The 25,182-nt window shown below is 64.8% G+C and carries 17 protein-coding genes; 8 read left to right on the top strand and 9 right to left on the bottom strand.

Features of this window, described 5'->3' with window-relative positions; translation table 11 throughout:
• Positions 1–18: 18 nt before the first annotated feature.
• The gene (locus tag H6718_00610) at positions 19–3,216 is read right to left on the bottom strand and encodes a vitamin B12-dependent ribonucleotide reductase (GenBank protein MCB9583864.1); all 3,198 of its coding nucleotides are present in this window, start codon (positions 3,214–3,216) and stop codon (positions 19–21) included.
• Between the two features lie 1,164 nt (positions 3,217–4,380).
• Between H6718_00610 and H6718_00615 the strand changes: the two genes are divergently transcribed.
• On the top strand, positions 4,381–4,941 hold the full coding sequence (locus H6718_00615; protein MCB9583865.1) for a hypothetical protein: 561 nt from the start codon (positions 4,381–4,383) through the stop codon (positions 4,939–4,941).
• Between the two features lie 351 nt (positions 4,942–5,292).
• On the top strand, positions 5,293–7,020 hold the full coding sequence (locus H6718_00620; protein ID MCB9583866.1) for a serine/threonine protein kinase: 1,728 nt from the start codon (positions 5,293–5,295) through the stop codon (positions 7,018–7,020).
• 140 nt (positions 7,021–7,160) lie between these two features.
• On the opposite strand, the gene thiL is transcribed toward H6718_00620, so the two are convergent.
• Genes thiL through H6718_00635 form a run of 3 tightly spaced genes read right to left on the bottom strand, consistent with a single transcriptional unit; the run spans position 7,161 to position 10,353 of the window.
• On the bottom strand, positions 7,161–8,201 hold the full coding sequence (thiL, locus tag H6718_00625; GenBank protein ID MCB9583867.1) for a thiamine-phosphate kinase: 1,041 nt from the start codon (positions 8,199–8,201) through the stop codon (positions 7,161–7,163).
• A complete protein-coding gene (locus H6718_00630; GenBank protein MCB9583868.1) occupies positions 8,198–9,625 on the bottom strand; it encodes a PocR ligand-binding domain-containing protein in 1,428 nt (475 codons plus the stop codon). The genes thiL and H6718_00630 overlap by 4 nt, the downstream gene beginning before the upstream one ends.
• Positions 9,622–10,353 carry a gliding motility protein gene (locus H6718_00635; GenBank protein MCB9583869.1) on the bottom strand — a complete coding sequence of 244 codons (732 nt, stop codon included), beginning with the start codon at positions 10,351–10,353 and terminating at the stop codon, positions 9,622–9,624. Before H6718_00635 ends, H6718_00630 begins: the two co-directional genes overlap by 4 nt.
• A 452-nt stretch (positions 10,354–10,805) precedes the next feature.
• Between H6718_00635 and H6718_00640 the strand changes: the two genes are divergently transcribed.
• Positions 10,806–11,843 (top strand): hypothetical protein, encoded by a 1,038-nt coding sequence (locus H6718_00640; protein ID MCB9583870.1) that lies wholly within the window; start codon positions 10,806–10,808, stop codon positions 11,841–11,843.
• A gap of 36 nt (positions 11,844–11,879) precedes the next feature.
• Here H6718_00640 and argH read toward each other — a convergent pair whose 3' ends face one another.
• The 3 genes from argH to H6718_00655 form a co-directional block, all read right to left on the bottom strand.
• Entirely contained in the window at positions 11,880–13,253 is a 1,374-nt protein-coding gene (gene argH / locus H6718_00645; GenBank protein ID MCB9583871.1) for an argininosuccinate lyase, read from the bottom strand.
• A gap of 66 nt (positions 13,254–13,319) precedes the next feature.
• On the bottom strand, positions 13,320–15,101 hold the full coding sequence (locus H6718_00650; GenBank protein ID MCB9583872.1) for a dynamin family protein: 1,782 nt from the start codon (positions 15,099–15,101) through the stop codon (positions 13,320–13,322).
• Positions 15,098–16,048, bottom strand: a complete 951-nt coding sequence (locus H6718_00655; protein MCB9583873.1) for a M48 family metallopeptidase — start codon at positions 16,046–16,048, stop codon at positions 15,098–15,100. Before H6718_00655 ends, H6718_00650 begins: the two co-directional genes overlap by 4 nt.
• 417 nt (positions 16,049–16,465) lie before the next feature.
• Between H6718_00655 and H6718_00660 the strand changes: the two genes are divergently transcribed.
• Positions 16,466–19,048, top strand: a complete 2,583-nt coding sequence (locus tag H6718_00660; protein ID MCB9583874.1) for a c-type cytochrome — start codon at positions 16,466–16,468, stop codon at positions 19,046–19,048.
• 64 nt (positions 19,049–19,112) lie between these two features.
• On the opposite strand, the gene H6718_00665 is transcribed toward H6718_00660, so the two are convergent.
• Positions 19,113–20,069, bottom strand: coding sequence for a homoserine kinase (locus tag H6718_00665; protein ID MCB9583875.1), 957 nt, complete (start codon positions 20,067–20,069; stop codon positions 19,113–19,115).
• Positions 20,070–20,192: 123 nt separating this feature from the next.
• On the opposite strand from H6718_00665, the gene H6718_00670 reads away from it, so the two are divergent.
• Together H6718_00670 and H6718_00675 are read left to right on the top strand one after the other, a co-directional pair.
• Entirely contained in the window at positions 20,193–20,462 is a 270-nt protein-coding gene (locus H6718_00670; GenBank protein MCB9583876.1) for a hypothetical protein, read from the top strand.
• A gap of 150 nt (positions 20,463–20,612) precedes the next feature.
• Positions 20,613–21,194 (top strand): DUF4352 domain-containing protein, encoded by a 582-nt coding sequence (locus tag H6718_00675; GenBank protein MCB9583877.1) that lies wholly within the window; start codon positions 20,613–20,615, stop codon positions 21,192–21,194.
• A 75-nt stretch (positions 21,195–21,269) separates the two neighbouring features.
• On the opposite strand, the gene H6718_00680 is transcribed toward H6718_00675, so the two are convergent.
• Positions 21,270–22,103, bottom strand: coding sequence for a slipin family protein (locus H6718_00680; GenBank protein ID MCB9583878.1), 834 nt, complete (start codon positions 22,101–22,103; stop codon positions 21,270–21,272).
• 266 nt (positions 22,104–22,369) lie between these two features.
• On the opposite strand from H6718_00680, the gene H6718_00685 reads away from it, so the two are divergent.
• Together H6718_00685 and hflX are read left to right on the top strand one after the other, a co-directional pair.
• On the top strand, positions 22,370–23,281 hold the full coding sequence (locus H6718_00685; GenBank protein ID MCB9583879.1) for a GGDEF domain-containing protein: 912 nt from the start codon (positions 22,370–22,372) through the stop codon (positions 23,279–23,281).
• 74 nt (positions 23,282–23,355) lie between these two features.
• Entirely contained in the window at positions 23,356–25,128 is a 1,773-nt protein-coding gene (gene hflX / locus H6718_00690) for a GTPase HflX (GenBank protein MCB9583880.1), read from the top strand.
• The last annotated feature ends 54 nt before the right edge of the window (positions 25,129–25,182 follow it).

Consider the following 25,182-nt stretch of genomic DNA (forward strand, 5'->3'; position numbering starts at 1 on the left):
GGCGGTGGCCTCAGACGGTCAGGAGCAGCCCATCGAGTTGCCGCAGTTCAGGCACTTGTAACAAGCGCCGTTGCGGACGGTGATGTGCCCGCAACCGTCACAGACCGGCGCGTCACCCATCATCTCTTCGAGCTGTGCGTCGAGCCCGGTGCTGTGGCTCTCGCTGGCCGCAGCGGTCGCGGTGGCGGCGGGCAGTGCGCGCGCCTCCTCCTGACGTCGCGTCTCCACCGGATCGGCGATGGATACCGGCTCCTCTTCCGGAGGCACCTGAGCGAAGTCGTAGCGCTGCAGGTACTCCACGCCGAGCACGCGGAAGATGTAGTCGACGATCGAAGTGGAGAACTTGATGTTCGGGTGCCCCGACACGACGCCGTGGGGTTCGAAGCGCGTGAAGGTGAATTGCTCCACGTAGGTCTCGAGGGGCACACCGTATTGCAGGCCCACGCTCACGGCCATGGCGAAGCAGTTCATCAACGAACGGAAGGCGGCGCCTTCCTTGTGCATGTCGATGAAGATTTCGCCGAGGGAGCCGTCTTCGTACTCGCCCGTGCGGAGGAACACCTTGTGGCCACCGACGGATGCCTCTTGGGTGAAGCCCGAGCGCTTCTTCGGTAGGCGCACGCGCGTGCCGGTCGGGCGGATTTGCACGACGGGCTTCGCCGCAACTTCAACCGCCTCTTCCTTTTCCTCTTTCTGATCGCTCGAAGTGGAGAGCGGCTGTGAGGCCTTGCACCCATCGCGGTACAGCGCGACCGCCTTGAGGCCGAGCTTCCAGCCCTCTTCGTAGATGCGCCGCACGTCGTCCACGCTTGCCTCGTTGGGCAGGTTGACGGTTTTGCTGATCGCACCTGAGAGGAACGGCTGCGCCGCTGCCATCATCCGGATGTGCGCCATCGGCTCGAGGTAGCGCTCACCCGTGCGGCCGCAGCGGTTCGCGCAGTCGAACACGGGCAGGTGCTCCGTCTTGAGGTAGGGCGCGCCTTCGATGGTCATGCGTCCAACGATGACGTCTCCCGCCGCCTCAATCTCCTTGGCGGTGAAGCCAAGGTGCTTGAGCAGGTTGAATCCCGGCTGGCTCATCTTTTCCGCGGTGATATTCAGCCGCTGGTAGGTGTCCTTGCCGAGCACCCAAGGTGAGAACGCCAGATTGAGATCGAACACGCCCGGGAGCGCGTCTTCCACCTTGCGCAGATCTTGATCGTCGAGGCCCTTCTCCTTGAGAGTCTGACGATTCACGTGGGGCGCGCCGACCAGGGTGTTGGTGCCGGAGATGTACGCAACGATCTCTTGGACCTCGACCGGGCTGTAGCCCAAGTGCGCGAGCGCGTGGGGCACTGCCTGGTTGACGATCTTGAAGTAGCCACCGCCAGCGAGCTTCTTGAACTTCACCAGTGCGAAGTCCGGCTCGATGCCCGTGGTGTCGCAATCCATCAAGAGCCCGATGGTTCCCGTAGGAGCCAGTACCGTGGCCTGAGCATTGCGATAGCCGTGCTGCTCGCCCAGCTTGACCACGCTGTCCCAGTCATCGCACGCGGCGCGCCACAGCTCTTCCGGACAGAGGTCGCGGTCGATGCCGTACGCCGCCTCCTGATGCATGCGCATCACGCGCAGCATGGGCTCGCGGTTCTTCGCGTAGCCGTTGAAGGCGCCCTTGCTGGAAGCCATTTCGGAGCTCACGCGGTAGGCGTGGCCGCAGAGGATGGCCGTCAGTGCGCCGGCGATGGCGCGCCCCTTGTCGGAGTCGTACGGGATGCCGAGCACCATCAGCAGCGTGCCCAGGTTGGCGTAGCCCAGGCCCAGAGGACGGTAGTCGTGGGAGTTACGCGCGATCTGTTCCGTGGGGTAACTGGAGAGATCCACCAGGATCTCTTGGGCCACGAAGAACAGCTCGATGGCGTGCCGGTAGCCGTCGACATCGAAGTGACCGTCCGCGTCGAGGAACTTGGTGAGGTTCAGCGACGAGAGGTTACACGCCGAGTTGTCGAGGAACATGTACTCGGAGCACGGGTTCGAGGCGTTGATGCGATCCGTGTTCGGGCAGGTGTGCCAGCGATTGATCGTGGTGTCGTACTGCACGCCCGGGTCGGCGCAGCTCCAGGCGGCATCCGCGATGATATTCCACAGCTCGCCCGCGTCGTAGGTGTCCACCACCTCGCGCGTGGTACGCGCGCGGGTGTGCCACTTTCCGCCGGTAGTCGCCGCGTGCATGAAGTCGTCGTTCACGCGGATCGAGTTGTTGGAGTTCTGACCGCTGACGGTCTTGTAAGCTTCGCCGTTGAAGTCGGACTCGAAGCCCTGGGCGATGAGCGCACGCGCCTTCTTCTCTTCCCGCACCTTCCACTGCACGAAATCGACGATCTCGGGGTGGTCCATGTCGAGGCACACCATCTTGGCGGCGCGACGTGTGGTGCCACCGCTCTTGGTCGCACCTGCGGCGCGATCGAGCACCTCGAGGAAGCTCATCAGGCCGCTCGAGGTGCCACCACCGGAGAGCTTCTCCTGACGACCACGCAGCGCGCTGAAGTTGGTACCCGTTCCGGAGCCGTACTTGAACAAGCGCGCCTCGTGCTTCACGAGCTCGTAGATGCTCATCAGGTCATCGTCGACCGACTGAATGAAGCACGCCGAGCACTGGGGACGGATGTACGCGTTGGGCGTCTCTGAGATCGCGTCGACCGTACCTTCTTTCCAGGCCCAGTTCCCTCCGGAACCTTCGATGCCGTACTCGTGGTAGAGCCCGCAGTTGAACCAAACCGGCGAGTTGAAGGCGCCGTACTGGTTCACCAACAAGAACGTCAGCTCCTGCTCGAACACCTCGGCGTCCTCCGGCGTGGCGAAGTAGCCGCCAAAGCGCTCACCCGCAACACGGATGGTGTGCGCTACGCGGTGCACGACCTGGCGCACGCTGGTCTCGCCTTGATCCTTTTGACCATGGAGGCCGCTCTTGCGGAAGTACTTGCTGACTACGATGTCGGTCGCCAGCTGAGACCACTCGCGGGGGATCTCTGCACCCTCCATCTTGAAGACCACCGAGCCATCGGGGTTGGTGATCACACTCGTACGCCGCTGCCATTCGACCTGGTCGAACGGAGCCACGTCTTGGGTCGTGTAGCGTCGTTTGAATTGAAGCCCTTCGGCAGAGCTCGTGCTCTGCCCTGCTCCAGGAGTCGAGATCCCTGCGCTCACCTGCTTTGCCCCCGATTCATGCCCCACCATCGATTGCGCCATTTTTGCTCTCATCCCTTCCATCTCGCGCCGACCCGCGCGACCTCTTTGTTGCCGCAGCGCTGCTGCGACGTCTGGTCGTGACCAGCACGACCTCAAAACCAATCCCCCAGCGGGGACTCGACGGCTCGCCCGTTGTGCGAGCGATGCCTGGTTACGCCCCGCTCACGCGAAGCCGCTTTCTTTCCTTGCTCGTCGACCTCGAAACTTCGTCAGCCCGTGGCCGCTGCGTCACAAAACGAGACCAACGCCAAGCCCAACGGCTCGACGCCACTCCCTATCCCCTCAAACCTTTGGATGACCTACGAGCGCGCCGAAGCGCGTGGAACCTGCTGGTCCGCTCCGCAACAGAGCACCGCGCCCGCTGAACCCACCACGCCCCCTGAACCCATCCCGCCCGCTGAACCCACAGCACGCAGAGCCGTGTTTCACGGCCCTCAGTAGCGTCTGGCTGTTGATTGAGACGAGCATGGTTCTGATGACTTCTGATGTGCGCGTTTGCGGTGCCGTGCTTATCGCTGCCGTGCCTATTGCGGTGGCCCTGCCTATCGCGGCGGCCCTGCGTCTTGCGGTGACGCGCGGGGCATTGAGTTACTCGACTTGGATACTGTCCAAGCCAGTGAACCAAGGTGTCAGCCTTCCGACCTGGGCAGGCTTGTGAGCACTCGAGTGCTCCCGAATCGCTCACACTCCTGGAAGACCGGGACGGAGAACCTGTGCAGCGCTCCATTTGACTAGCTGCGCAGAGTTCCAGTCTTTGGGCCGGTACTGATCCTTTGATGCACTGATCTTATGATTCGTGACGCGCTGGGCGCCAAAGCCTCAAGCCGCTGATGCTGTACCCGTGAGCAGGGAAGAACATTCAGTGAGCGCCTTGAATACCCCAACCCCTTGGGGTGCGTCCAGGCGAAAAACCCAGCATCTGGGGGTCCACCGGATGTGCACACCTAGTCCCAGCCCTGCTTACCCACAGACGGAACATCGCCGGAACCTGAACTTCCGCAGCCCTGAACACAAGTTACGCTAAGGTGTTCAACAACGTGTTCACAGGTTGGGCCCAGAATATTTTTTAGCGCGTTGGGCGAGGACAGCGGTCAGCTGTTCGGCACACAGGGGTCAGGCTCCCACAGCGACGCAAGGTGCAAGGTAAGGGTCATGGGAGCGAGCGGCTGGGATCGAGTACTGGGGTTTGCCCTGTTGGTCGCCGCCCTCGCCCATGACGGCGTCGCGCTTCGGGAAGGACGCGCTGCAGACTGCTGTTGGGTCTGCAACGTCTCGGCGTTGGTCCTGGCCCTGGGCTGGGTCACGCGCAGGCCACAGCTGTGCGCAGCAGGCGGGATCTGGCTCCTGCCAGGCACTATCGTGTGGCTGAGTGACGTTTGGCTGGCGAACTCGAACATCATCCCCACGTCCTACGCAGTCCATTTGGGAGGCAGCGCCCTCGCCCTGCTCGCCCCACGGCGCATCGGAAGCGCCCCGAAAGGCTGGCTCTGGGCGCTTGGTTTGTTGGGATTTTGCGTGGTTTTTTCACGTTTCTTTCTCTCCGCAGCTGCCAACGTCAACGCTGCGCACCACATCCCAAAGGGCTGGGAGTTGCTCGGCTCCACGCGTCTGCAGTTCGTGATCAGTGCGACCGCGTTGTCTCTCGTCAGCGCGCTGTTGCTTGGGTTCGGGCTCGAGCGCCTGGGGCGGAGTTCAGGTTCCAGTCAGCCGTGATTGTTTCCCTGCGGCAGTATTGTTTCTACACCGCAAAGAAGCGGCAACGGAACCGGGCGCGCTGACTCGAACGGACGACCGAATCCAGCTGCTGACTGCAAGGTCAACTCCGCACTATATGTCTGTCCCGAAGTGTTTCGTGGAGGCTTCCGCCGTGCGTCGGTTCGAAGCGCGAATCCCCAGGTAAACGCCCGCGCCTCACACGTCGCCCGAGGGGGCGTGAAGCGAGATGAGACGCTGGCTTGCGCCGAGGGTGGTTGCCCATCGCACCTCTCCGGGCGCGAGACCTCAGATCGACGGTGCTCATCTTGTGCGACGGCCCGCCGTCTGCAACGCTGAGTCATTCAGCTGATGCAGACGCTTGGGGAAATCCAACCTGGTCAGACCCTCGGTCGCTACGAGTTCCTGGTGCCCATCGCACAAGGGGGCATGGCCGCCGTATGGGCAGCGCGCTTGCATGGGACGCGTGGTTTTTCGAAGACGGTCGCCATCAAGACCATGCTGCCGACGATCAGTGATGATCCGATGTTCGAGCAGATGTTCTTGGATGAAGCCACCATCGCTTCGAACATCCGTCACCCGAACGTCGTACAGATCCAGGACCTCGGTGAGCAGAACGACATCCTCTACCTCGTGATGGAGTGGGTCGACGGCGAACCGCTCAGTGCGATCCGGCGCGCCGCCGCAAAGGAAGGCGGAATCCCACGCAACATCGCGGTGCGTATCGTGGCGGACGCTTGCGCAGGGTTGCACGCGGCGCACGAGCTCAAGGACGAAACGGGCGAGCCTCTAGGCCTGGTTCATCGCGACATTTCCCCACAGAATATCCTGCTCACCTTCGACGGGCAGGTAAAGATCGTCGACTTCGGTGTTGCAAAGGCCGCTGGGCGCAGTGCCGCGGAGACCAACGCAGGTCAGATCAAGGGGAAGCCCCCCTACATGAGCCCGGAGCAGGCGCTGGGCGAGGAAATCGATCGTCGGACGGACCTGTTCGCCCTCGGCATCATCCTCTACCAGCTGACCACCGGCAAGCATCCTTTCCGCGGGGAAAGTGATGTGATCACGCTGCAGAACATCGTTTCCGATCGACCGATCGTCGCGCCCCGAGCGTTCGACAAGGACTACCCTCGCCCCCTCGAGACGGTAGTGATGAAGGCCCTCGCGCGGGACCCCAACGAGCGCTACCAGACGGCGGCAGAGTTCGAAGCCGCGCTCGACCGCGTTTTTCCGCCTAATATGCCGCGCGTGAGGGCCGACGATGTCGGCAAGTTCATCACCGGGCTCCTGGGGGAGCGCGGTGAAAAGCGCCGCGAGGCGCTGCGCGAAGCGATCAAGCAAGCGGACGAGCGAGCGCTGAACAACCAGGAGCGCCTCCAGATGCGCTCGATGCCCGATCTGCTCAGCCAGGTCTCCCTACCTCGTGTGAGTCGCCCTTCGGACGGCGACTCTGTCCCGCCATCGCAGGGCACCTTGGTCGATACGATGACCGTGCAGCTGTCGACACACGCCGGCCTGCAATCGAGCAGCGGGCTCGGCAGCGCACACCCAAGCAGCGGACACATCAGCAGCCTGCCTCCGCCTCCCAGCGGGGAGTATGGCCTCGCGCATGGTACTCCGTACGGAACCGAAACCGCCGCGCCCGCCATCAAGCCGAAGAAGTCTGGCGCGGGCTTGGTGCTCGGGCTGTTGCTCGGCCTTGCGGTGTTGGGCGGCGGCGCCGCGTTCGCCGTCATGAAGCTGCAGCCAAAGGCCGAGGCGCCGCAGACCGCAGTGGCTAACACCGCCGAGACGGCGCCCACCACCGCAGAAACGGGCACCGCTCCGGAAGCGGAGACGGTCGCTCCCGACCCGGCGGCGCCTCCGGGTGAGGACGCTGGCGCGACCCTGAGCGCTGACGAGCTGGAGAAAGAGACGAAACCAGCCAACGCGGGCGGCCAAGCGCCACACGCTGGTGGCGTGGGCAAGGTCAAGCCCGGTCCAGCCGCAACCGCCAGCGCAGCCCCGACTGCAACCACGAAGCCGAAGCCAACGAGCACCAACGGCTTCGTCCCGCCGCCGGTAACCGACCCAGGCTTCTAGCTTATCCGCGCGGATCTTCGAACCACGCTCTCGCAAAACCCCATAGAAGTGAGGGTTTTGCGAGAGCGAGATCTGTTCGAGTTGCGCGCGGGCGCGGTCGTTGTTGATTGGCAGGGTGTTCTTCAACAACCTGCTAGCGGTCACTGACCTGAGAAGTGATCAAAGCCGCCGGTGAGCGGCTTCGAACCACCTGCTTCCACCCAGTGAGCACCGTCACCTGCGCGAACTGCGCCGATGACTTTTGCTTCTGCGGGGCGACGCCGTGAGGGCCCGGCGGCGAGCAAGGCGTAGTCCTCTCCTCCTTCGCAGGCCAACCAAAGCGGGGACACACCCAGGGTTCGCGCAGCCTTCCCCAAGTCGATGCTCAGGGCGGCGCCCAGCGCTTCCGCGTGGATTTCAACACGGACCCCGCTCGCCACAGCCAGGTTGCGCGCGTCACGCGCCAAGCCATCGGACACGTCCAAGCACGCGTGGGCCTTGCCGACCAACCCGCGTCCGGCATCAAGCAGCGCCCGTGGACGACGCCAGGCGCTAACGGCTCGCCTCGTCGCCACAGAGCGGACCGGAGTGGACGCGCTCAACAGTTCCAACCCAGCACGCGCCAGACCGACTTCGCCCAAGAGCCAAAGCTCATCTCCCGGCCGAGCACCGCTGCGGCTCAAGCAACGAGTAGCCTTCCCCAGCACCGTCGTGACCACCGTCAGCTCTGGACCGCGGCTGAGATTGCCCCCAACCACCGGGCACGAAGTCGCCTGGGCGGCCTCTGCCTGGCCTCGCGTCAGGCGCCGCAGCTCCGCCGTCGAGAACCGCTCGGGAAGGGTCAAATGGGCGACGGCGGCCACCGGCGATGCTCCCATCGCAGCCAAGTCACTAATTGCCGCCTGGAAACTTCGATAGCCCACGTCGTCCAGACCGAGCCACTCGCGTCGGAAGTGTGTGCCCTCGATCTGCCCGTCGACGCTCACGACAAGGTTACCAGAGAACCTCACACAGGCGGCGTCGTCGCCGATCCCTAGGGCGACGTGAGCCGCGCCATCTACGCTGGCAAATTCGCGAGTCAGGACCCCGATGAGCTCGGCTTCGGTGGGCGTCGATCGGCTGCCGCGGGGTGCGCGCTCAGTGCCGCGTCGCCGGGTGCCTTGATGCTGGGAGCGCTGTCGCTCACCGCGCGGAACCTTCATCCCGAGAGACTGGCACGGCGCCGCGGTAACGTGACCACGAACTGGGCACCGTGGGGCTCGTTGTCGCGGATGTCGATGCGTCCATCGTGCGCGTCAACGAGGCGCTTGACGATCGAGAGTCCCAGGCCCGTGCCGCCTGCTTCCCGCGTCGAGCTGCCATCTACCTGATAGAAGGCGTCGAATACTCGCTGCTTCTCGTGATCTGGAATGCCGATGCCCGAGTCGGTCACGATCAGGTCCACCGCGGGCCGCTTGTTGCTGAAGAGCACCATGCCGCCACCATCGGCGTCGTCGTTGTCGACATCCATGAAGCTACCATCAGCCGAGAGCTCCACCGTGCCGCCCTCCGGCGTGAACTTGATGGCGTTCTCAGTCAGGTTCAGCAGAACCTGACGCAGGCGCTCTGGATCCGCCCAGATCCCAGGCAGCCCGAGGGAGTCTCGGGCGACGAGGTTCACGCCTTTTTTCCGCGCGGTAGGTTGCAAGGTGTTCGCAACGTCTTGCAGCAGCGGCTCGACATCAATCTCACGGCGGTTGAGGCTCATCGTGCCGCTCTCCAGCTTGGAGAGGTCGAGCAAGCCCATGATGAGCTCGAGCAGCTGTTCACCCTTGTCGTGGATCGTGGTGACGAACTCTTTCTGTTCGTCGGTCATGTCCCCCGCGATGCCCTCCGCGAGCATTTCGCTGTAGCCGATGATGGACGTCAGGGGTGTGCGGAGTTCATGGGACACGGTCGCGAGGAAGTTGCTTTTCAGGCGGTCGAGCTCCTTCAAGCGGTTGTACGCATCCTGCAGCTTCGCATTCTTCTCCTGCAGCTCACGGAAGCTCTCACGCACGCTCGCGAGGTGCATGTTGGTGGTGAGCAGCGCCTTGTGCCCGCTGAACAGGATCAGATCGAGTGCACCCTTCAGGTGACGCGCGATGTGGGCCACCGTGTCGTGCCCGGCGAGGGGCAGCTGACCGAGTAGCGGCTTGAGTTTCGCAAGCTCTAACCCCGGATCGAGCTCCAGGAGCTCCCGTGGAACCTCTCGGTGTTCCGGGGAGCGGAAGGGCCCGAGGATCAGCCGACCAATCTGGCGCCCATCATATTGGATGGCGAACACTTGGTAGACGGCGCCGGTGATGCAGGGTTGGGAGATCTCCCCTTCGACCTTCGGGTCGATGCCCTTGACCCGCTGAACCAGAGCGAGCAGCGCTTCGCGAGATCCCCGGAACTCGTTCAGGTAGGCGTAGATCGCGGGCTGCTCCGAGACGTCGCTGAGCATCACGCCGTCCTCGCTGTAGATGCGCAGCGGAATTCGGAAGAGCTCGTAGAAGCTGTGCACCATCTCGCGTAGGGCACCGCGATCGACGAGGTCCTCGAGGCTCAGCTTCGAATCCAGCGTGAGCTCGTCGAGAGTGCGCTCGGTGGTGCTAGCGCTCATCCCTCGTCCTCCACCGGGCGAAGCACGTCTAGAGCGCCTCCGACCGCGGCCGATAGCACCTCGCTGACGGGCTTTCGCATGCCGAGCTTCTGGTTGACCTCTTCAAGCAGCCCCTGAGTGCTGATGCCGAACTTACCTGTCAGATCGTGCTCGGCGTCGAGGTGGCTCATCGTGAGATGCAGCAGGCCGATGAAGCTCTCCACCACGCCCTCACCGCGAGTGGCTACCGCGAGGTAGACCGGTTCACGACCTTGTGCGGCGAGCTTCGCGATCTCTTCGTCGCTGCGGATGTTCCTCAGATCGCGTTTGTTGAACTGGATGATGAGCGGCATCTGCTTGAGCAGCAGACCGTTCGCCTTGAGGTTCTCTTTCAAGTCCATGAAGGACTCGGCATTGTGCTGAGTCTCGTTCTCTTGACTGTCCGCAATGAACGCGACGCCGTCCGCGCCCTGAACGACCAAGCGGCGGGTTGAAGCGTGAATCACCTGACCCGGGACGGTGAAGACCTTGAGCCGCACGCTCAGGCCCCCGGTACCCTTAAAGGTCAGCGGCAACAGATCGAAGAACAGCGTGCGGTCGTCCTTCGTCTCGAGGGTCATCAGACGCCCGGAACTCTCGGTGTCAGAAGCCTGATGCAACGCCTGCAGATTGGTGGTCTTACCGCTGAGCGCCGGCCCGTAGTACACGAGCTTGACGGTCAGCTCTCGCGCGGCGAAATCCAGTTGCACTCGACGTTCCTCCTACAGGTGCGCTGCGGCCACCTGACGTTACTGTCCAGCGTATCAGGACTCGACCCGGGCGGAAACACGAGCCAGCGGGTTCGGAAACCGTTCGGCGATAACGACCAGCGGATTTTTTGGGGGAGAGTTCATCGAAACACCTCGATAAGTGGAAGTGACGAAAGCGGGAACGCTGGGGGCATGCCGGTTTGCCTGCTGGCGCTGCGTTGCCTGCTGGCGCTGCGTTGCCTGTTAGCGCTGCGTTCAGCCTTTGAGGGTATGCTAGCGACGCTTGAGCGCAGCGAACCGCCGCGTTCTCGCCGCGTCCTCTCGCCGATCTGCCACGCTTTCCTGCTTTCCTAGGCCGCAGTGTTTTCCAATCTCCAAGCTCCCGGCGGGCCAAGCCGCCCCAAACGCTGGCTGCCCGAGCCACGCACCAGGACTTCTGGAGTCGAGGCCGTATGAGCGGAGCGTGGGTGCTGGTGTGGTTGGGAGCGAGCGCGCCGACGCTCGATCAACGCCTGGCCATCGAGAGCTACGAACTCACCCATGGCATAGCGACTCGCGCCCCAGCTGCGGCGCCGCAGTCGAGCGTCCCCTACCCGGCGGCGGTAGCCAAGCGGGTGGAGTCGGGGTTGGAGACCATCCGCACCCTGGTGGGCAGCCTCCAGGACGAAGAAGCCAAGCGCGCCTTGAAGCAAACCAAGTCGCTGTTGCGCAAGCACCCAGAGCTACCCCAGGCGCCTTGGCTGATGGCCGAGTGCCTGCGCCTCGAGGCCAGGTTGCAGTCTCGGACGCCCGACTCAACCGAAACCGTGTGGAAACTCCTGCTCGACGCAAACAACCTCGGAGGTGGCCGCGCGACGGGGTTCGATGAAGCAGGCATTGCCGAGGTGTCAGGTGAACTGCCGTGGAGTGCCCGTGTGCGCTTCGATGTTCCCCGAGGCACCCGTCTCGACATCGACGGAACGCGTGTGGAGGGGGATGCGCGAGGTAGCATCCTCTCGTCGGGCGCACATCATGTGCGGCTGAGCAGAGATGGCAGGCACCTCTACGCTGCGTGGCTGGAGGTCGACGACAAGACGCGACAGATCCCCCTCCCCGTCCCTGAAACGGAGCGCTGCACCCAGGCCGATTTCGTTTCCGCGCGCAATCAGCCAGAGGCGCGCAAGTTCGAGTCCGTGAGCTGCGACCGCTGGCTGATGGCCAGACCCGCTCCTGGTCCAACCCGTGCTGGGCAAATCCAGGTCAGGAGCTGCGAGGGCGAGCTCTGCAGCGGATGGCTGGTTTGGAAGGCGGATCTCCGCCCCGACTTCGCGGGCCCGCCTCAGGTCTTCGATCACGACGCGGGCTGGCCCGACTGGGCCACCTACGTGATCGTCGGGGCCAGCGCGCTGGCCGTCACCGGAGTCGTGCTGTGGCAACTCGGCACCTTCGACAGCGCCGAACCCGGCAAGCAGAAGTGGGTCTACGAGCCACCCGCTGCGCTGACGTTCTGATCCCCGCGGAACCAACCAATCACCTCGCCTATGTGACTAGGCCCAGCGCTGCCGCGCGTCGAAGATCGCCTCTTGCACTCGCGCCTTGGCAGGTCCACCGAAGAGCGCGCGGCGCTCGACAGCCGTTCGGGGATCCAGCGCCGCTGCCACTTCTGGCCCCTCGAGGCTTGGATGCGCCGCTTTCAGCTCGTCAGCTGACAGCGTGGCGAGCTCAACCCCCAACTCCGACGCTCGACGCACCAGCCCACCGACCACGTGGTGCGCCTCGCGAAAGGGCACCCCTTGAGTCACCAAGTAGTCCGCCAGATCCGTGGCCGTGAGGTGGCCGCGCTCCAGTGCACCCTCGAGGCGAGCCCCGTTGAAGCGGGCGGTCTCGATGGCGCCGGCCAACGCATTCAGCGCGATTCGCGCGTTGTCACAGGAGTCGAAGAGCGGCCGCTTGTCGTCTTGCAGCTCGCGCCCGTAGCCAAAACAAAGGCTCTTCTCCAGCACCATCAGGCTCGTGGTGGCTCCGATCAGGAGCGCCGCCTTCCCACGTACCAGCTCGGCGACGTCCGGGTTCTTCTTCTGCGGCATCATTGACGAGCTGGTGGAGAAACCATCGGAGAGCTCCATGAAGCCGAACTCGGAGCTGCTCCAGAGCACGATTTCCTCGCCAATGCGCGACAGGTGCACGCCGAGGATGGCGAGCGCCGCCACCAATTCCATGAGGAAATCACGGCTCGCGGTAGCATCCAGCGAGTTGCGCATCGGCGCACCAAAGCCCAAGCTTTGGGCCACGCCATGGCGGTCGAGCTTGAAGCCGGTGCCAGCTACCGCTCCCGCGCCGAGGGGGCTCTCGTCCATGCGCTGGATCGCGTCCTGCAGTCGACCTCGATCCCGCCACAGCATCTCCTGCCAGGCCATCAAGTGATGCGAGAGGCGGCTCGGCTGTCCGCGCTGCAGGTGGGTATAGGCAGGCATCAGCACGTCTATCTGCTCTTCCGCGCGCTGCAGGATCACTCCAGCCAAGCCATCGAGCGCCTCCAAGATCTCGAGGCCGCGGCGCTTCGCGAAGAGCCTCAAGTCCGTCGCGACCTGATCGTTGCGCGAGCGCGCGGTGTGGAGCTTGCCCCCAACCGGTCCGACGATCTCCACCAAGCGCGACTCGATATTCATATGCACGTCTTCTTTGATCGGGTCCCACTGCATCTGACCGGACTCGATCTCACGTGCCACTTGAGCCAAGCCGTCACGCAGTGCTTGGGCCTCGCTCGCGCTGAGGATCCCCGCGCCTTCCAGGCCGCCCACGTGGGCCAAGGAGCCGTCGATGTCCTCACGCCACAAGCGCTTGTCCACCTCCACGCTCTGGTTCAACTCCAGCATGGCCTGATCTGCCGCCGCCAGGCGGCCACCGCGCGCAACACTCATCGCTCGCGCATACGGGGCACGCCCGGGCGAGTCAATGCGAGACGCCCAGAGAGGCGCCTCGCAGGCTCAACCGGCAGCTACGGGCAGCTCGAGACGAAAGCCCGCTAGCGCCTGCTGCAGCCCGAGCAAGCGCTGAGCGAGGTCGGCGGCTTGCTGAGCCAGTGCCTCGCGATCCCGAGACTCCTCTAGGCGCTCGGCGCGTGTCTTGCGCAGCACCTCAACGAGCTCCACGTGCAGCTGGCGCATGGCACTGACGATCCACTCATCGAGCGCCTTGGTGAAGGCATCCACCATGCCATCCAAGGCTTGAGCTACTTCGTCCGCCGCGCCCTGCAACGCGGCGGGCAACAGCTCCTGCGCGCGGCGCTTGATCTCTCGTTCGGTGCGACCTCGCTGCCACAACGCGAGCGCCGGTGCAGCGACCAAGAGCGCGCCGCCGAGCAGCGCATTGGCGAACAGCGTCCCTAGCCCGACGGTCATTACCGCGAGGATCCCAAAATCATACGCAAAGGTGTCGACCTCCACGTTCGGCGCCCTCAACGATCCACCAAGTGCCTCCGCGAGCTCCGCGGCCTTCAGCGCCTGCTCTTCGCTGAGCAGTGCCACCATGCGATCCGCCAGCCCCTCGAGATCTTGCGCCATGCTGCGCGTCTCGCGCTCCAGAAAGTCGCGGAAGCCCTGCTCGACGAACGCCCCGAGATGCAGGCGCACCTCTTCTCCTGAGGCTTCTGCGAGCAGCACTGGCAAGCGAGCTAGCGTGTCGTCAACGAAATGCTGCAGGTCCTTGCGCGCCCCCGTCTTGATCGCGCCCGCCGCCTCACGGATTTCGAGGCGCCGGTCTTCGATGCTCCGGGCGTTGCCTTCGAGTTCTTGCTCCAGGGCCGTGATTCGTCGCTCGAGCTGCACCAGGCTGAGAGCGCTGCTGCGTCGGCGCGCCTCGACACCATGGCTCAACGCCCCAAGGGCGCGCTGGCCTTCGATCGCCGCGTTGTCCAGCAGGATCTTCCCGCGCTCTTCCGCGAGGAACCGCTTGAGGTAGCCAACCAGCTGCTCGACGTCGCCGCCCCTGCCCGCCAGCGCCTCCTGGGCGCTCACGGCGAAGAGCTTCGGATTCTTGACCAGCTTCTTCAGGCGCCCCTCGATGTAGCCGAGCGCCTGCTCGCGCTCTTCAGGGCTCCAAATATCCGCCTTGGTGACGACGAAGAGGATCTTGTCGCGAGAACGCTCGAGCAGCTGCTGTTCGAGGAAGCGGCGCTCGCTCTCCTTCAACGGTTGCCCCGCATCCAGCAAGAACAGCACGGCGTCCGAGCGTGGGATGTAGCCGTAGGTGATTTCCGCGCGGGTCAGCGACAGATCGTTGACCCCGGGGGTGTCCACCAGGGTGATGGAGCTCTCGAGCAGTGCCGATGGATAGCGAAGCTCGAGGTAGCTCGGCGGCCGATCGCGCACACCGCTGTTGCGAACGTCCTCCGATGTCTCTGTGTCCTGCGCGCTGAAGCGACTGAGCTCAGCGACGTCCAGGGCGCTCTCGCTCCCATCAGCGAATACGAGGCGCGCGCTCGGCTCCTCGCCATGCACCACGTGATGAATCACCGCTGTCGTGGGCGTCACGCCCACGGGCAACAGCTGCTTGCCAAGCAGCGCGTTCACGAAGCTGGTCTTGCCGTGGTTGAACTCACCGACGACCACCAAGTGGAAGCTGCCAGAGCGAAGGCGCTCCATCGCCTGGGCTTCCATCCGCTCCGCGAGGCTGTCCGACCCCACCTCTCGCGCGAGCTTCGCGCCCTCTTCTAGGACACCGAGCAGCTCACCACGGCGAGCCTCGAACTCCCTGAGTTCCTCGCTCATCCGAGCACCTTCACGATTTCTTCGACCTCGCGATCGACTTCTCCGAGGGGTGTGCCTTCGCTGCCGCCACCCTCAGCGGGCCGCATGTGGTTCTGGAAGTAGTCGCTGCCGGCGAACTTGCGCAGCGCGAGCACCCGCTTCGGTAACCATGGGTGGCTCGAGAAGATCTCACTGATGCGACCGACATTGCCCTGCATTTCGCCGTATTGCTCGAGGAACACTTCCACGTCGAGCTCTTCGTAGAGCTTCTTGGAGCCCAGCGCGAGCTTTGCCAAGGCCCGAGTTGCGACGTCCAGGTCCTGACAGCACAGCAGCGCCGCGCGATCGCAGGTTATTTCCGCGCGGCGAGACCAGGCTTGCAACGAGAGGCTCAGCCCGAGGCTGAACAGCGCGCTGAAGCGACCGCCGACGCTCTCGATCATGCGCAGCGCGGTCATGTAAGTCACGTGCTGGTTGTGAATGTGGCCGCACTCGTGGCCAATCACGCTCATCAGCTCGGCGTCGGATAGGTGATCCACGAGCGCCGAGTGCACCATGACGAACGAGTGCTGTTTCGTGCCGTAGGTCGCCGCGTTCAGGTACGGGCTATTCACCACGTACACGCTCGGTGCCGCGATACCGAGGATCCCGGCGCACTCCTGAGTGATGCGATCGACTCGCGGAAACTGCTTTGGGCCGACCTTGACGGCGCCACCGAGTAGACGCCCCAGCTCCAAGTGCCAGAACGCCCGCACCGCCGCCTCCACCGCGAGCTGCATGGGTACAAGCTTGTCGAACACCGCACGGGTCGCTCGATCCGAGACGTAGGCGTAGCCGGGTTCGCTCGGCCCGACTTCCTCTGCGCTCCCGCCGTTCGGTAGCTTTCCGCTGCGTGACGCGATGAACGCGCGAAAGTCGCGCGCTTGCCCGCGCTGGCCATTTGCTTCGCCGTGCTGAGTGTCGCTCACGCGTCCTCCCTCTCGCCGCGGACCCGAAACACCGGAGTCCGACTTGCGCAACGAGTCTAGCTTCGCAGCTGTTCCCACGCCCGCAGAATGGAATCGACGGACTTTCCCTGATGGACTGCGGAAACAAGCGGGTTTGGGGGGGAGGAGCAGCGGACTCTGCCAATGGGAGGCGGCGTGGCGCCCGTCACGCTTCCGCGTAGCCGGGGCGTGCGTGCCGTTCTGACTCTTGCGCTGCTGTGTGCTGCCTGCTCGGCGCCAGCCCTCAACCGTCCACCAGAGACTCGCTCTGCACCAACCGGCGCCGCCCGCACCAGAGAAGGCCAACACGCGTCGACCGCCGGAAAGCCAAACCTCGCTGCGTGCGCCCGGCGCGGAAGCCTGGAGGTTCGACGCCTGCCAGCAGACACAAGCTCGAGTGTGGCGATCGTGAAATCGAAGGGGCACACGCTGGCGCTGGTCGCCGATGCCGACCAACGCGCGCTCGCCACGTTTGACCTGGATGAACGACGACAGGTCGCCGTCACCCCGCTGGGCGTGACCCCGTCTCAGCTCTTGGTGCTCGCGGATGGTCGCGTCGCAGTCACACTCCAAGACGCGAATCGCGTCGCTGTGTTCGAGATCACCGCCATCGCCAGGCCCCTCGAGCTGCGCTGCTCCGCCAGGGTGCCGAGCGAGCCCTTCGGCCTCGCAGCAACCGGAGACACGCTCCTGGTAACCAGCAGCTGGGACCGCCAGCTGAGCGCTCTCGATCCAGATTCCTTGGACACCAAGTACCGCGTCGCCTTGGAGCGCGAGCCACGAGCGGTGCTGGCGCTCGGCGACCGCGCCTTCGTCTCCCACGCCGTTGGCAGTCGTGTCTCCGTGGTGGACCTGGCAGGCGACCTACATCAAGCGCGACGTATCTCCCTCGACACCGACGGAAATTTTTCCACCAGGAAACTAACTCAGGGATTCGCGCTGGCCCTGGCCCGCCTGGGCGAAGGCAAGCGGCTGTTCGCCCCCGGGGCAGCCGCCTTCTCGGGCAACCCAGTCATCAGCCACGGCTACGGCAGCCTCCGCGTGCGCGCACACCTGCCACTGGTCAGCGTGATCGACCCCGCCGCGGAAACTTCCCTCACTCGCTTCGCCCACGAAGGTGCAGCGTCCCCAGACCACTGGGACCACGTGGGCGGCTGGGGGGAAGAGTGCACCCTGCCACGCGCAGCGACCAGCGCCCGCGACAAGCTCTACGTGGCGTGCCAGGGCACCAACACGTTGCTCGAGCTCGACGCGCGCGCATCCGATCCAATCCGTGTGGAATCACGGCGCTTTCCACTTCCCGCCGGCCCGAGCGGCGTGGCGCTCGCGGGCACTCGCGCGGCAGTTTGGTCGCAGTTCGCAGGAGAGCTCGCCCTCGTCGACCTCGGGAGGTCGGGGCGCGAAGCCGTCACGCGAATCACCAGCTGGCGCGCACCGCAGGCGCGCTACACCGCCGAGCAGCTGCGCGGGCGCGAGCTCTTCCACAACACCTTTGATCTACGGTTCTCCCTCGATGGCCGCACCTGCGCGAGCTGTCACCCCGATGGGCGAGACGACGGCCTCACGTGGTCTACCCCAGACGGCCCGCGCCAGAGCATCATGCTCGCGGGTCGTATCCAAGGCACGGCGCCGCTTGGCTGGTTCGGCGACCACCGCGACTTGGATCATCACCTGGAGCTGACGTTTCGTGCCCTGGGAGGTCGCGGCTTGAACGCCCCCGAGTCCAAGCAAGACCTCGCGGCGCTCAAGGCCTGGCTAGCCGTGATGCCCGCACCTCACCGTACGGAAACAGACCGAGGCTCGGCGAAGTACCAGCGCGGCGCAGCCCTGTTCTTCAGTGAGGAGACCGGGTGCGCGAGGTGCCACGTGGCAGGTGGCAGCGACAATCAGCGCCACGACGTGAAGAGCGGCAGACCCGTCGAGAGCCACTTCGAGTTCGACACCCCATCGCTCAGCTTCGTCGGGGGCACCGCTCCCTATTTTCACGACGGTCGCTATCCGACGCTGCAAATCCTGCTGCGCGCAACCGACACCCAGATGGGCCACAGCGCCCAGCTCGACCGCGAAGACATCGAAGCGCTGAGCGCCTTCCTCCAGAGCCTGGACGGAGCCCCTGCCGTGAAGTTCAAGCCGTCATCCGTTGCGAACTGGACTCAAGAGAGCCACGCGCTCGCGATGCCCCCACCGCGCAAGCTGGGCAGGCGCAGCCTCGCTCGCCTCCAGCGCGACGTGCATCCGCCTCAGCTCCCGGTGAAGTCCGAGTCACTCGACCTCGAAGCGCTCCCGCTCTTCGAAGTCGGCCCCGAAGACAAGCGCTACCCACGGCCGCTCACCCGGCCGTCCGCAGTGGAGGCGGACGACTTGGTGCTCTCCTTCACGAACTTCAAACGTCGCGAAGACGCGCTAGCGCGCGGCGGTGACGACGTACGTCTCGCGGTGAAGGATGCGGCGTTTGGCTGGATCCAGGAGTCCCTGGACCGGCAACCCGTGCGCGCGGATCTGCGCGGCGGTGTGATGGCGCACTGCTCGCCGAGCTACGAGTTCTACTCGGGCGTCGCATGGAAGACTCTCAAGCTCGATCCCGACGGCAACATCCAGTTGGACGCAGCGACCGGCTGGCTCAGTCGTCGCGAGTGCCGAGTCTGGGTCACGAGTCGCGTGCGGGCCACGGCCAAGGCGATCATCCCTGGCTTGCTCTATGGCTTCCGCACTCGCTGCAAAGGCTGCAGCACCGACCAGCTCCACCTGCTCACCCCCGACGACAACTGGGGGAATGACGCCTTCGCCGAACACACGCTCGCTATCGAACGGAGCACGAGCCAGAACCTCGATCTGGCCATCGGTCGCGACAAGATGCGCCGCTGGAGAAAGCTCGGCGTAGTGACTGACTACAAGCGCCCAACGTTCGGAGTCCAGCTGAGCTGGGCCGCGAGCGAGCCAAAGCCCATCGCGATCTATTTCGTCGCAGAGCGCGAGCGCTAGCAGAGCGCGAGCGCTAGCAGAGCGCGAGCGCTAGCAGCGCGGCCAGAACCAACAGAGCGATGACTCAGCCGCGCTCGAGCAGCTCGCGGAGTTCAGGCTGCGCCAGTTCGTCGAGGCGCTGCAGGAAGCGGCGGTAGTCTCGGACTGGCGGCTTGCCCGGTGCTGCCCGCATCGAAAAGTCGGTGATCCGGGTGGTGGCGAAGCGCAGACACGCAAGGGCTCCCTCTCCCCCCAAACCCCTGCGCTCCTCGGCGCTCAGCGGACGCACGCGCTGGTAGCCCCGGAGCATCGCTCGTACGCGGTCGTGATCGAAATGATCGCGGAAGCACCAGGACAGGATGAGCACCATCAGGTCGAAAGCGAACACGCCTTGAGAAGCGCTCTCGAAGTCGATCAGCGCGGCGACCTCGTCGCCGCTCCAGAGCACGTTGTCTCGGAACAGATCCCCGTGGATCAAACCCTGGGGCAAGTCGGGAACCCGCGCCTGTTCGACCCCTGGCAGCAGCGCCTCGATCTCCTTTGCCGCACGGCAAAGCTCTGAGGAGGCGTCGCGCTGAATCAGGCTCAGGCGCTGCCGCAGAGCGTCCACGTCGAAGCGACTCGCTGGTTGCTGCGGCAAGCTCGCGCCGGCCAAATGCACGCGTGCCAGCGCTGCAGACACGGCTTCGCAGCGCTGTGCATCGGCTCGTTCCGTGCACACGATGTCTCCCTCGACCCATGGGTAGAGCGCGACGGGCTTGCCTTGGTGGTGCGACACGCTTGCCCCATCGAGGCGCAGCGGCGGCACCGTGGTCGGCACGCCCGCCGCCGCGAGCCCCCGCAACAGCTCCAGCTCACGCAGGGCCCCCGCCTCCGGCTGCTCCTCGTATATCCGCAAGAAAAAGCGCCCCTGGGCGGTATCGACGCGAAAATTCGAGTTGACGCTCCCAGCAGCGAGCGGCTCGAAGCCGGTGAGCTCCAGGCCGTAGCCCTGGACGATGGCAGCGGCAGCGGATCGATCGAGGGGGGTGAGGAGCGCCATGGGCCGGCGAGTGTGCCCGTGGCGCCGACGTTTGTCAGGTCCAGAAGCCGGATTGGCACAGAGCGTGTAAGCTCCGACGTGTGGCTAGCGTTCGCCGACGAACGCTCAACCCTGAGGAGATGTATGCGTCGAATCAAGAAACTCGCCCCCGCCTTCGTGCTGACCGCCGCGCTGCTGCCCGCTTGCGGTGGAAGTCAGCCCACGGCCAACCCCCCAGAAGTGGAGGAACACTCGAACCCTCCCGGTACGGTGGAGCACACGAGCAATCCGCCGCCCCCTGAAGAGCCCATCTCGGCCAACCCGCCGGGTCCCGATGGGGAGCCGGGGATCGGTGACGGCGCCGGCCCACCCGGAGACGATGATGGCGACGAGGGCGGTGACGAGGACGAATAGCGCCCGCCGCGCTTGCGTCTGGGAGGCCCGCTCTACGGAGCGGGCCTCTAGGCGTTTTGTGCTTCTGAAACCGTACGGCAACGCTTAGTGGAAGCTCTTCGAAGGTTTGCGAGTTGGGGCTCGGGCGTCGATCTGGCTAGGCTCCTAGCCATGCGTTCCTCCTCGATTCGCGCGGTGACTTCGTTAGTCGCCCTAGCTTCGGTGACAGCACAACTCGGCTGTTCCGCGAAACCCGCACATCCTGAGTCCGTGGTCATCGCCGCCCCCATTGCGACCTCGAGCGCCGACGAGCCGGCGGCCCCTGTTCCCCAGAGAGCCGACGCGAGGCGCCGGAAGGCTGGCAGCCTGAGGATCGGCGAGACGGCGCACCGACTTGGCTTCGATCTCACGCTCACCGCAATGGCCGAGTGTGAGGCTCGGTACTACGAAAAGAGCGCGCTCAAGAAGGCCGGGCAGCGGTTGGTGGGAATCGAGATGACCTTCGAAGCCACGAGCGACACGCCGTTCACTCCTGCACCGTACAACATGAGGCTCATCGACTCCGAAGGGCTGCCCCACACGTACAGCTTTCGCGGCACCTGCGAACCCCGGCTTCAGAGCTCCACTCTCGAGGAAACGGGCACGCGGTCTTCGGGTTGGGTCACCTTCGAAGTCGCCACCGGATCCACCGATCTCGAGTTTCGCTACGAGCTCGATTCGGACAAGGTCATCGAGTACGACCTCGGCACGTAGTCGCCAAACGCACGAAACCGCGCGCCGGCTCTCGCCAACGCGCGGTTTTCTTGATTCGCCTGATTCCTCGCGGATTCAGGCACCGCCGCTCATGCGCTTGGTGTTGGGTCCGGCACCTGGGTCCACGTTGGCACCCAAAGCTCCGAAGTTCTGCAAGCCCTTGAGTAGATCCATCGGGAGCGGGAACACCACGGTGGTGTTCTGCTCGACACCGATCTCGACCAGCGTCTGCAGGTAGCGGAGCTGAATCGCCGCCGGGTTCTGCGCCAGCACGCCAGCAGCCTCTTGCAGGCGCTGCGCCGCCTGAAATTCGCCTTCAGCGGCGATGATCTTGGCGCGACGTTCACGCTCAGCCTCGGCTTGCTTGGCCATCGCGCGACGCATGACCTCGGGCAGCTCGATGTCTTTGATTTCCACCGCGGTCACCTTGATGCCCCAAGCGTCCGTCGCCTGATCGATGATCTCTTGCAGCGCGCGGCCAATCTTCTCCCGCTCGGCGAGGATCTCATCAAGCTCGTGCTGACCCAGGATGTTCCGCAGCGTCGTCTGCGCGTAGAGCGAGGTCGCGGTGTAGTAGTTCGCGATCTTGATCACCGCGTCCGTCGCGTTCATCACGTGGAAGTAGATCACCGCGTTCACCTTGATGGTGACGTTGTCCTTGCTGATCACCTCTTGCGGCGGCACATCGAGAGTGACCGTGCGCATGTCGACCTTCACCATCTTGTCCATGAACGGCAAGAGCAAGCGCAGCCCGGGTTGCTTCACGTTGTCCGAGTTGACCCGACCCAGGCGAAACACGACGCCGCGCTCGAACTCGTTCACGATGCGCAGCGCCTTGAAAATCAAAACCAGAACGAAGAAGCCGAAGCCCATGACGGCAAACAGCGTCAGTCCAACCAAACCTTCCATCTGACTTCCTCCCGGCGGGACCATCGCGCCCGTGTGCGCCCGGGGCAACCGCAAAGCGGTGCGGGTACGCTACGTCCGCCCGAGTTGGGCGGGGCGGGACGCCGCCGAAGCCGCGCGGAGGTTCGGCCCGTTCGCCACCGAACAGGCCCCGAGCTGCACCGCGCGGCCACGCTTCTAGTTCTGCAAGCCCGTAATTGGGACAACCGTGCCTCATGGTCGGTTCTTCCAGGAATCGGTAGGCTCGAGTCCGATTCTAGAGGCCGATGGTGAGGGAGCTTGCATCCGCTGCGGAAAGCGCTGGGCGTCAGGTGGCCTGGGCCAAGGTCGTGTTGGCATCGGCTGCAGTCGCGGCGGTCGGCTACGTCGACTACGCGACCGGGCCGCGCTGGGGCTTCTCGCTGTTTTACCTGGGACCCGTCGCCTGGCTCGCGTGGCAGGTCGGCGCACGCTGGAGCGTGGCGCTGGCCCTCGCGGCGGCCGGCTCCTGGTACCTGGCGGAGGCCCCCTATTACACAGACACGTTGCCGACGCTCTGGAACGCATTCACGCGGCTCGTGATCTACGTCGGTGTGGCGCTCTTTCTCCGCCGCATCAAGAAGCAGCGTGACGACCTGCGGCTTCTGTTACGCGCGGAAACGGAGCTCGCGCGGACGGACCCGCTAACGGGTCTGGCCAATCGTTTGGCCTTTGAGCACCTGCTTGGCCGCGAGCTCTTGCGGGCAGAGCACCATCGCACGCACTTCGCCCTCGGCTACCTCGACCTGGACAACTTCAAACGACTCAACGATACCTACGGTCACGAAGCGGGTGATCAAGCGCTGAAGCACGCGGCAGAGTCACTGAAGGCTGCGCTCCGGCGGGACGACGTCGCCGCGCGCCTCGGCGGCGACGAGTTCGCGTTTATCTGCGTGGATACGCCCTTCGAGGCCCTCGGGCCAATCGCGGCGCGCATCCTGGCGAGCACCCAGGAGGTGGGCGAGGCGTTCCCCAAGGCCGAGCTGTCGGCCAGCGTGGGCATCGTGTGGGTCGAGTCAGCCCCGCCAGAGGCCGCGGCGCTGCTCGCCTTGGCCGACCGGGTGATGTACGGCGTGAAGCGCAGCGGCAAGGGCCGCGTGGCCATCGAGCGCTTCGGCGAGCGACCCTCTCGTCGGCCACCCGCCGCCTCGGGACTCCCCTGAAAAGCGTGCTAGCCTCCGCTCTACCCCCGGGGAATGTCGTGGCGCCCATTCAAGGCCGCCGCCGGGCGAGCTGAATGACGGAAATCTTCGGAAACACAAGCGGCCTCGGGCCGCGCGCACACAAGGCCCTCGAGCGCATCTATCGCCGCCGAGTGCCGCTGGAACAGATCGCAACCTTGGAGCTGGTGCGCTCCTTGGTGGAAGCGTCGCGGGAGACCAAGCGCCAGGTCGGCGCCTTGGTCCATCGCTCGGGCAGCGTGGAGTCGGTGATCGTCGGCAGCGCCACAGGCCTGATGCTGCCAGACATCGGTCGCTTGAGGGCCGCTCAAGGTCGTTTCCGCGCCTTGCGTCTGATCCACACCCATCTGTTCAACGAGCCGCTCACTCACGACGACCTCACCGACTTGACTCGGCTCCGGCTCGACCTGGTAGCTGCGGTGCTGCTGAGCCCGGAGGGTGAAGCAAAGAGCTTCACCTGGGCGTACAACATCCCACCGAGCCCCGGCGCAGAGGACGCGGACAGCGCACCCTACGAGGTGGTTGGGCCGGTTCCCTACGGAACACCCGGACCCAACTTCGGCGAGTTGATCGAGGGGCTGGAGGCGGAGTTCGCGCGGCGCGCGCGCACCCGCAAGGTCGAGGCCAAAGACGGCCGGGCGATCTTGGTGCACGTCGCGGAGAAGAAGAAGGGCGGCGCCGCACACGCGCGGGCGAGCCTGGCTGAGCTTGCGAGCCTCGCGGAGACCGCTGGCGTCGAAGTGGTGGATAGCATCCTTCAGCTGCGAGAGCGTGTGGACCCGAAGTTCGTGTTCGGCCGTGGCAAGCTCGAAGAGGTCGTGATGCGCGCGATCGACCTGGACGTCGAAAACCTGATCTTCGACTGCGACCTCACACCGGCTCAGGCGTCGGCGATCGCCGCGCGCACGGACCTCAAGGTGATCGATCGCTCCCAGCTGATCTTGGACATCTTCGCCCAGCGCGCGGAGACTCGAGACGGCAAGCTGCAGGTCGAGCTCGCTCAGCTGAAGTATCGCCTGCCCCGCTTGGGTCAGAAGGACGACGCCTTGAGCCGCCTCACGGGTGGCATCGGCGGTCGCGGACCGGGTGAAACGAAGCTAGAAATCGGGCGGCGCCGCGCGCGTGAGCGCGTCACCCGCCTCGAGAAGGAGCTGAAGCACCTCGAGCGGCAGCGCGCGGAGCGTCGTCGGCAGCGGGCGCGCAGCGACACTCCGGTGGTGGCCATCGTCGGCTACACGAACGCCGGCAAGAGCACGCTGTTGAACACCATCACCGGTGCCTCGGTGCTGGCGGAAGACAAGCTCTTCGCCACGCTGGACACTCGCGCGCGCCGCCTCAGGCTTCCGCAGGGCAATGAAATCGTACTGACAGACACCGTGGGTTTCATCCGCAACATGCCGAAGGATCTATTCGCGGCGTTTCGCGCGACCTTCGAAGAGGCGGCGGACGCGGATTTGTTGCTCGAGGTCGTGGACTCTTCGGACGCCGAGCACCAGACCCACATCGACACCACACAGAAGCTGTTGGAGGAGCTGGAGCTCGACCAGATCCCACGGCTCTTGGTCTACAACAAGCTCGACCGCTTGAGCCCCGACGAGGTCGCTGCGGTGAAGAACGAACCGGACGCGGTGGGACTATCGGCCCTCGATAAATCGACGACTCACGTCTTGCTCGAGCGTATCGCGGCGCTCTTGGATCAAGCCGAGCACGACCGCGAGAACCGGGCGCTCGCGGCGCAGATGCCCGAGGCTTGGGAGCGCGAGCTGATCGCTGCGGAGGAGGCCGCTCAGCAGAGCTCCGAGGGCGACGACTGGCATCCGCTGGCTTGAGCTAGCTAGGAGCTGTCCTCTCCCCCAAACCCTCGGCCATTCCCTGGGCCTGAA

The sequence above is a fragment of the Polyangiaceae bacterium genome (assembly GCA_020633205.1).
Taxonomy (GTDB): Bacteria; Myxococcota_A; Polyangia; order Polyangiales; family Polyangiaceae; genus JAHBVY01.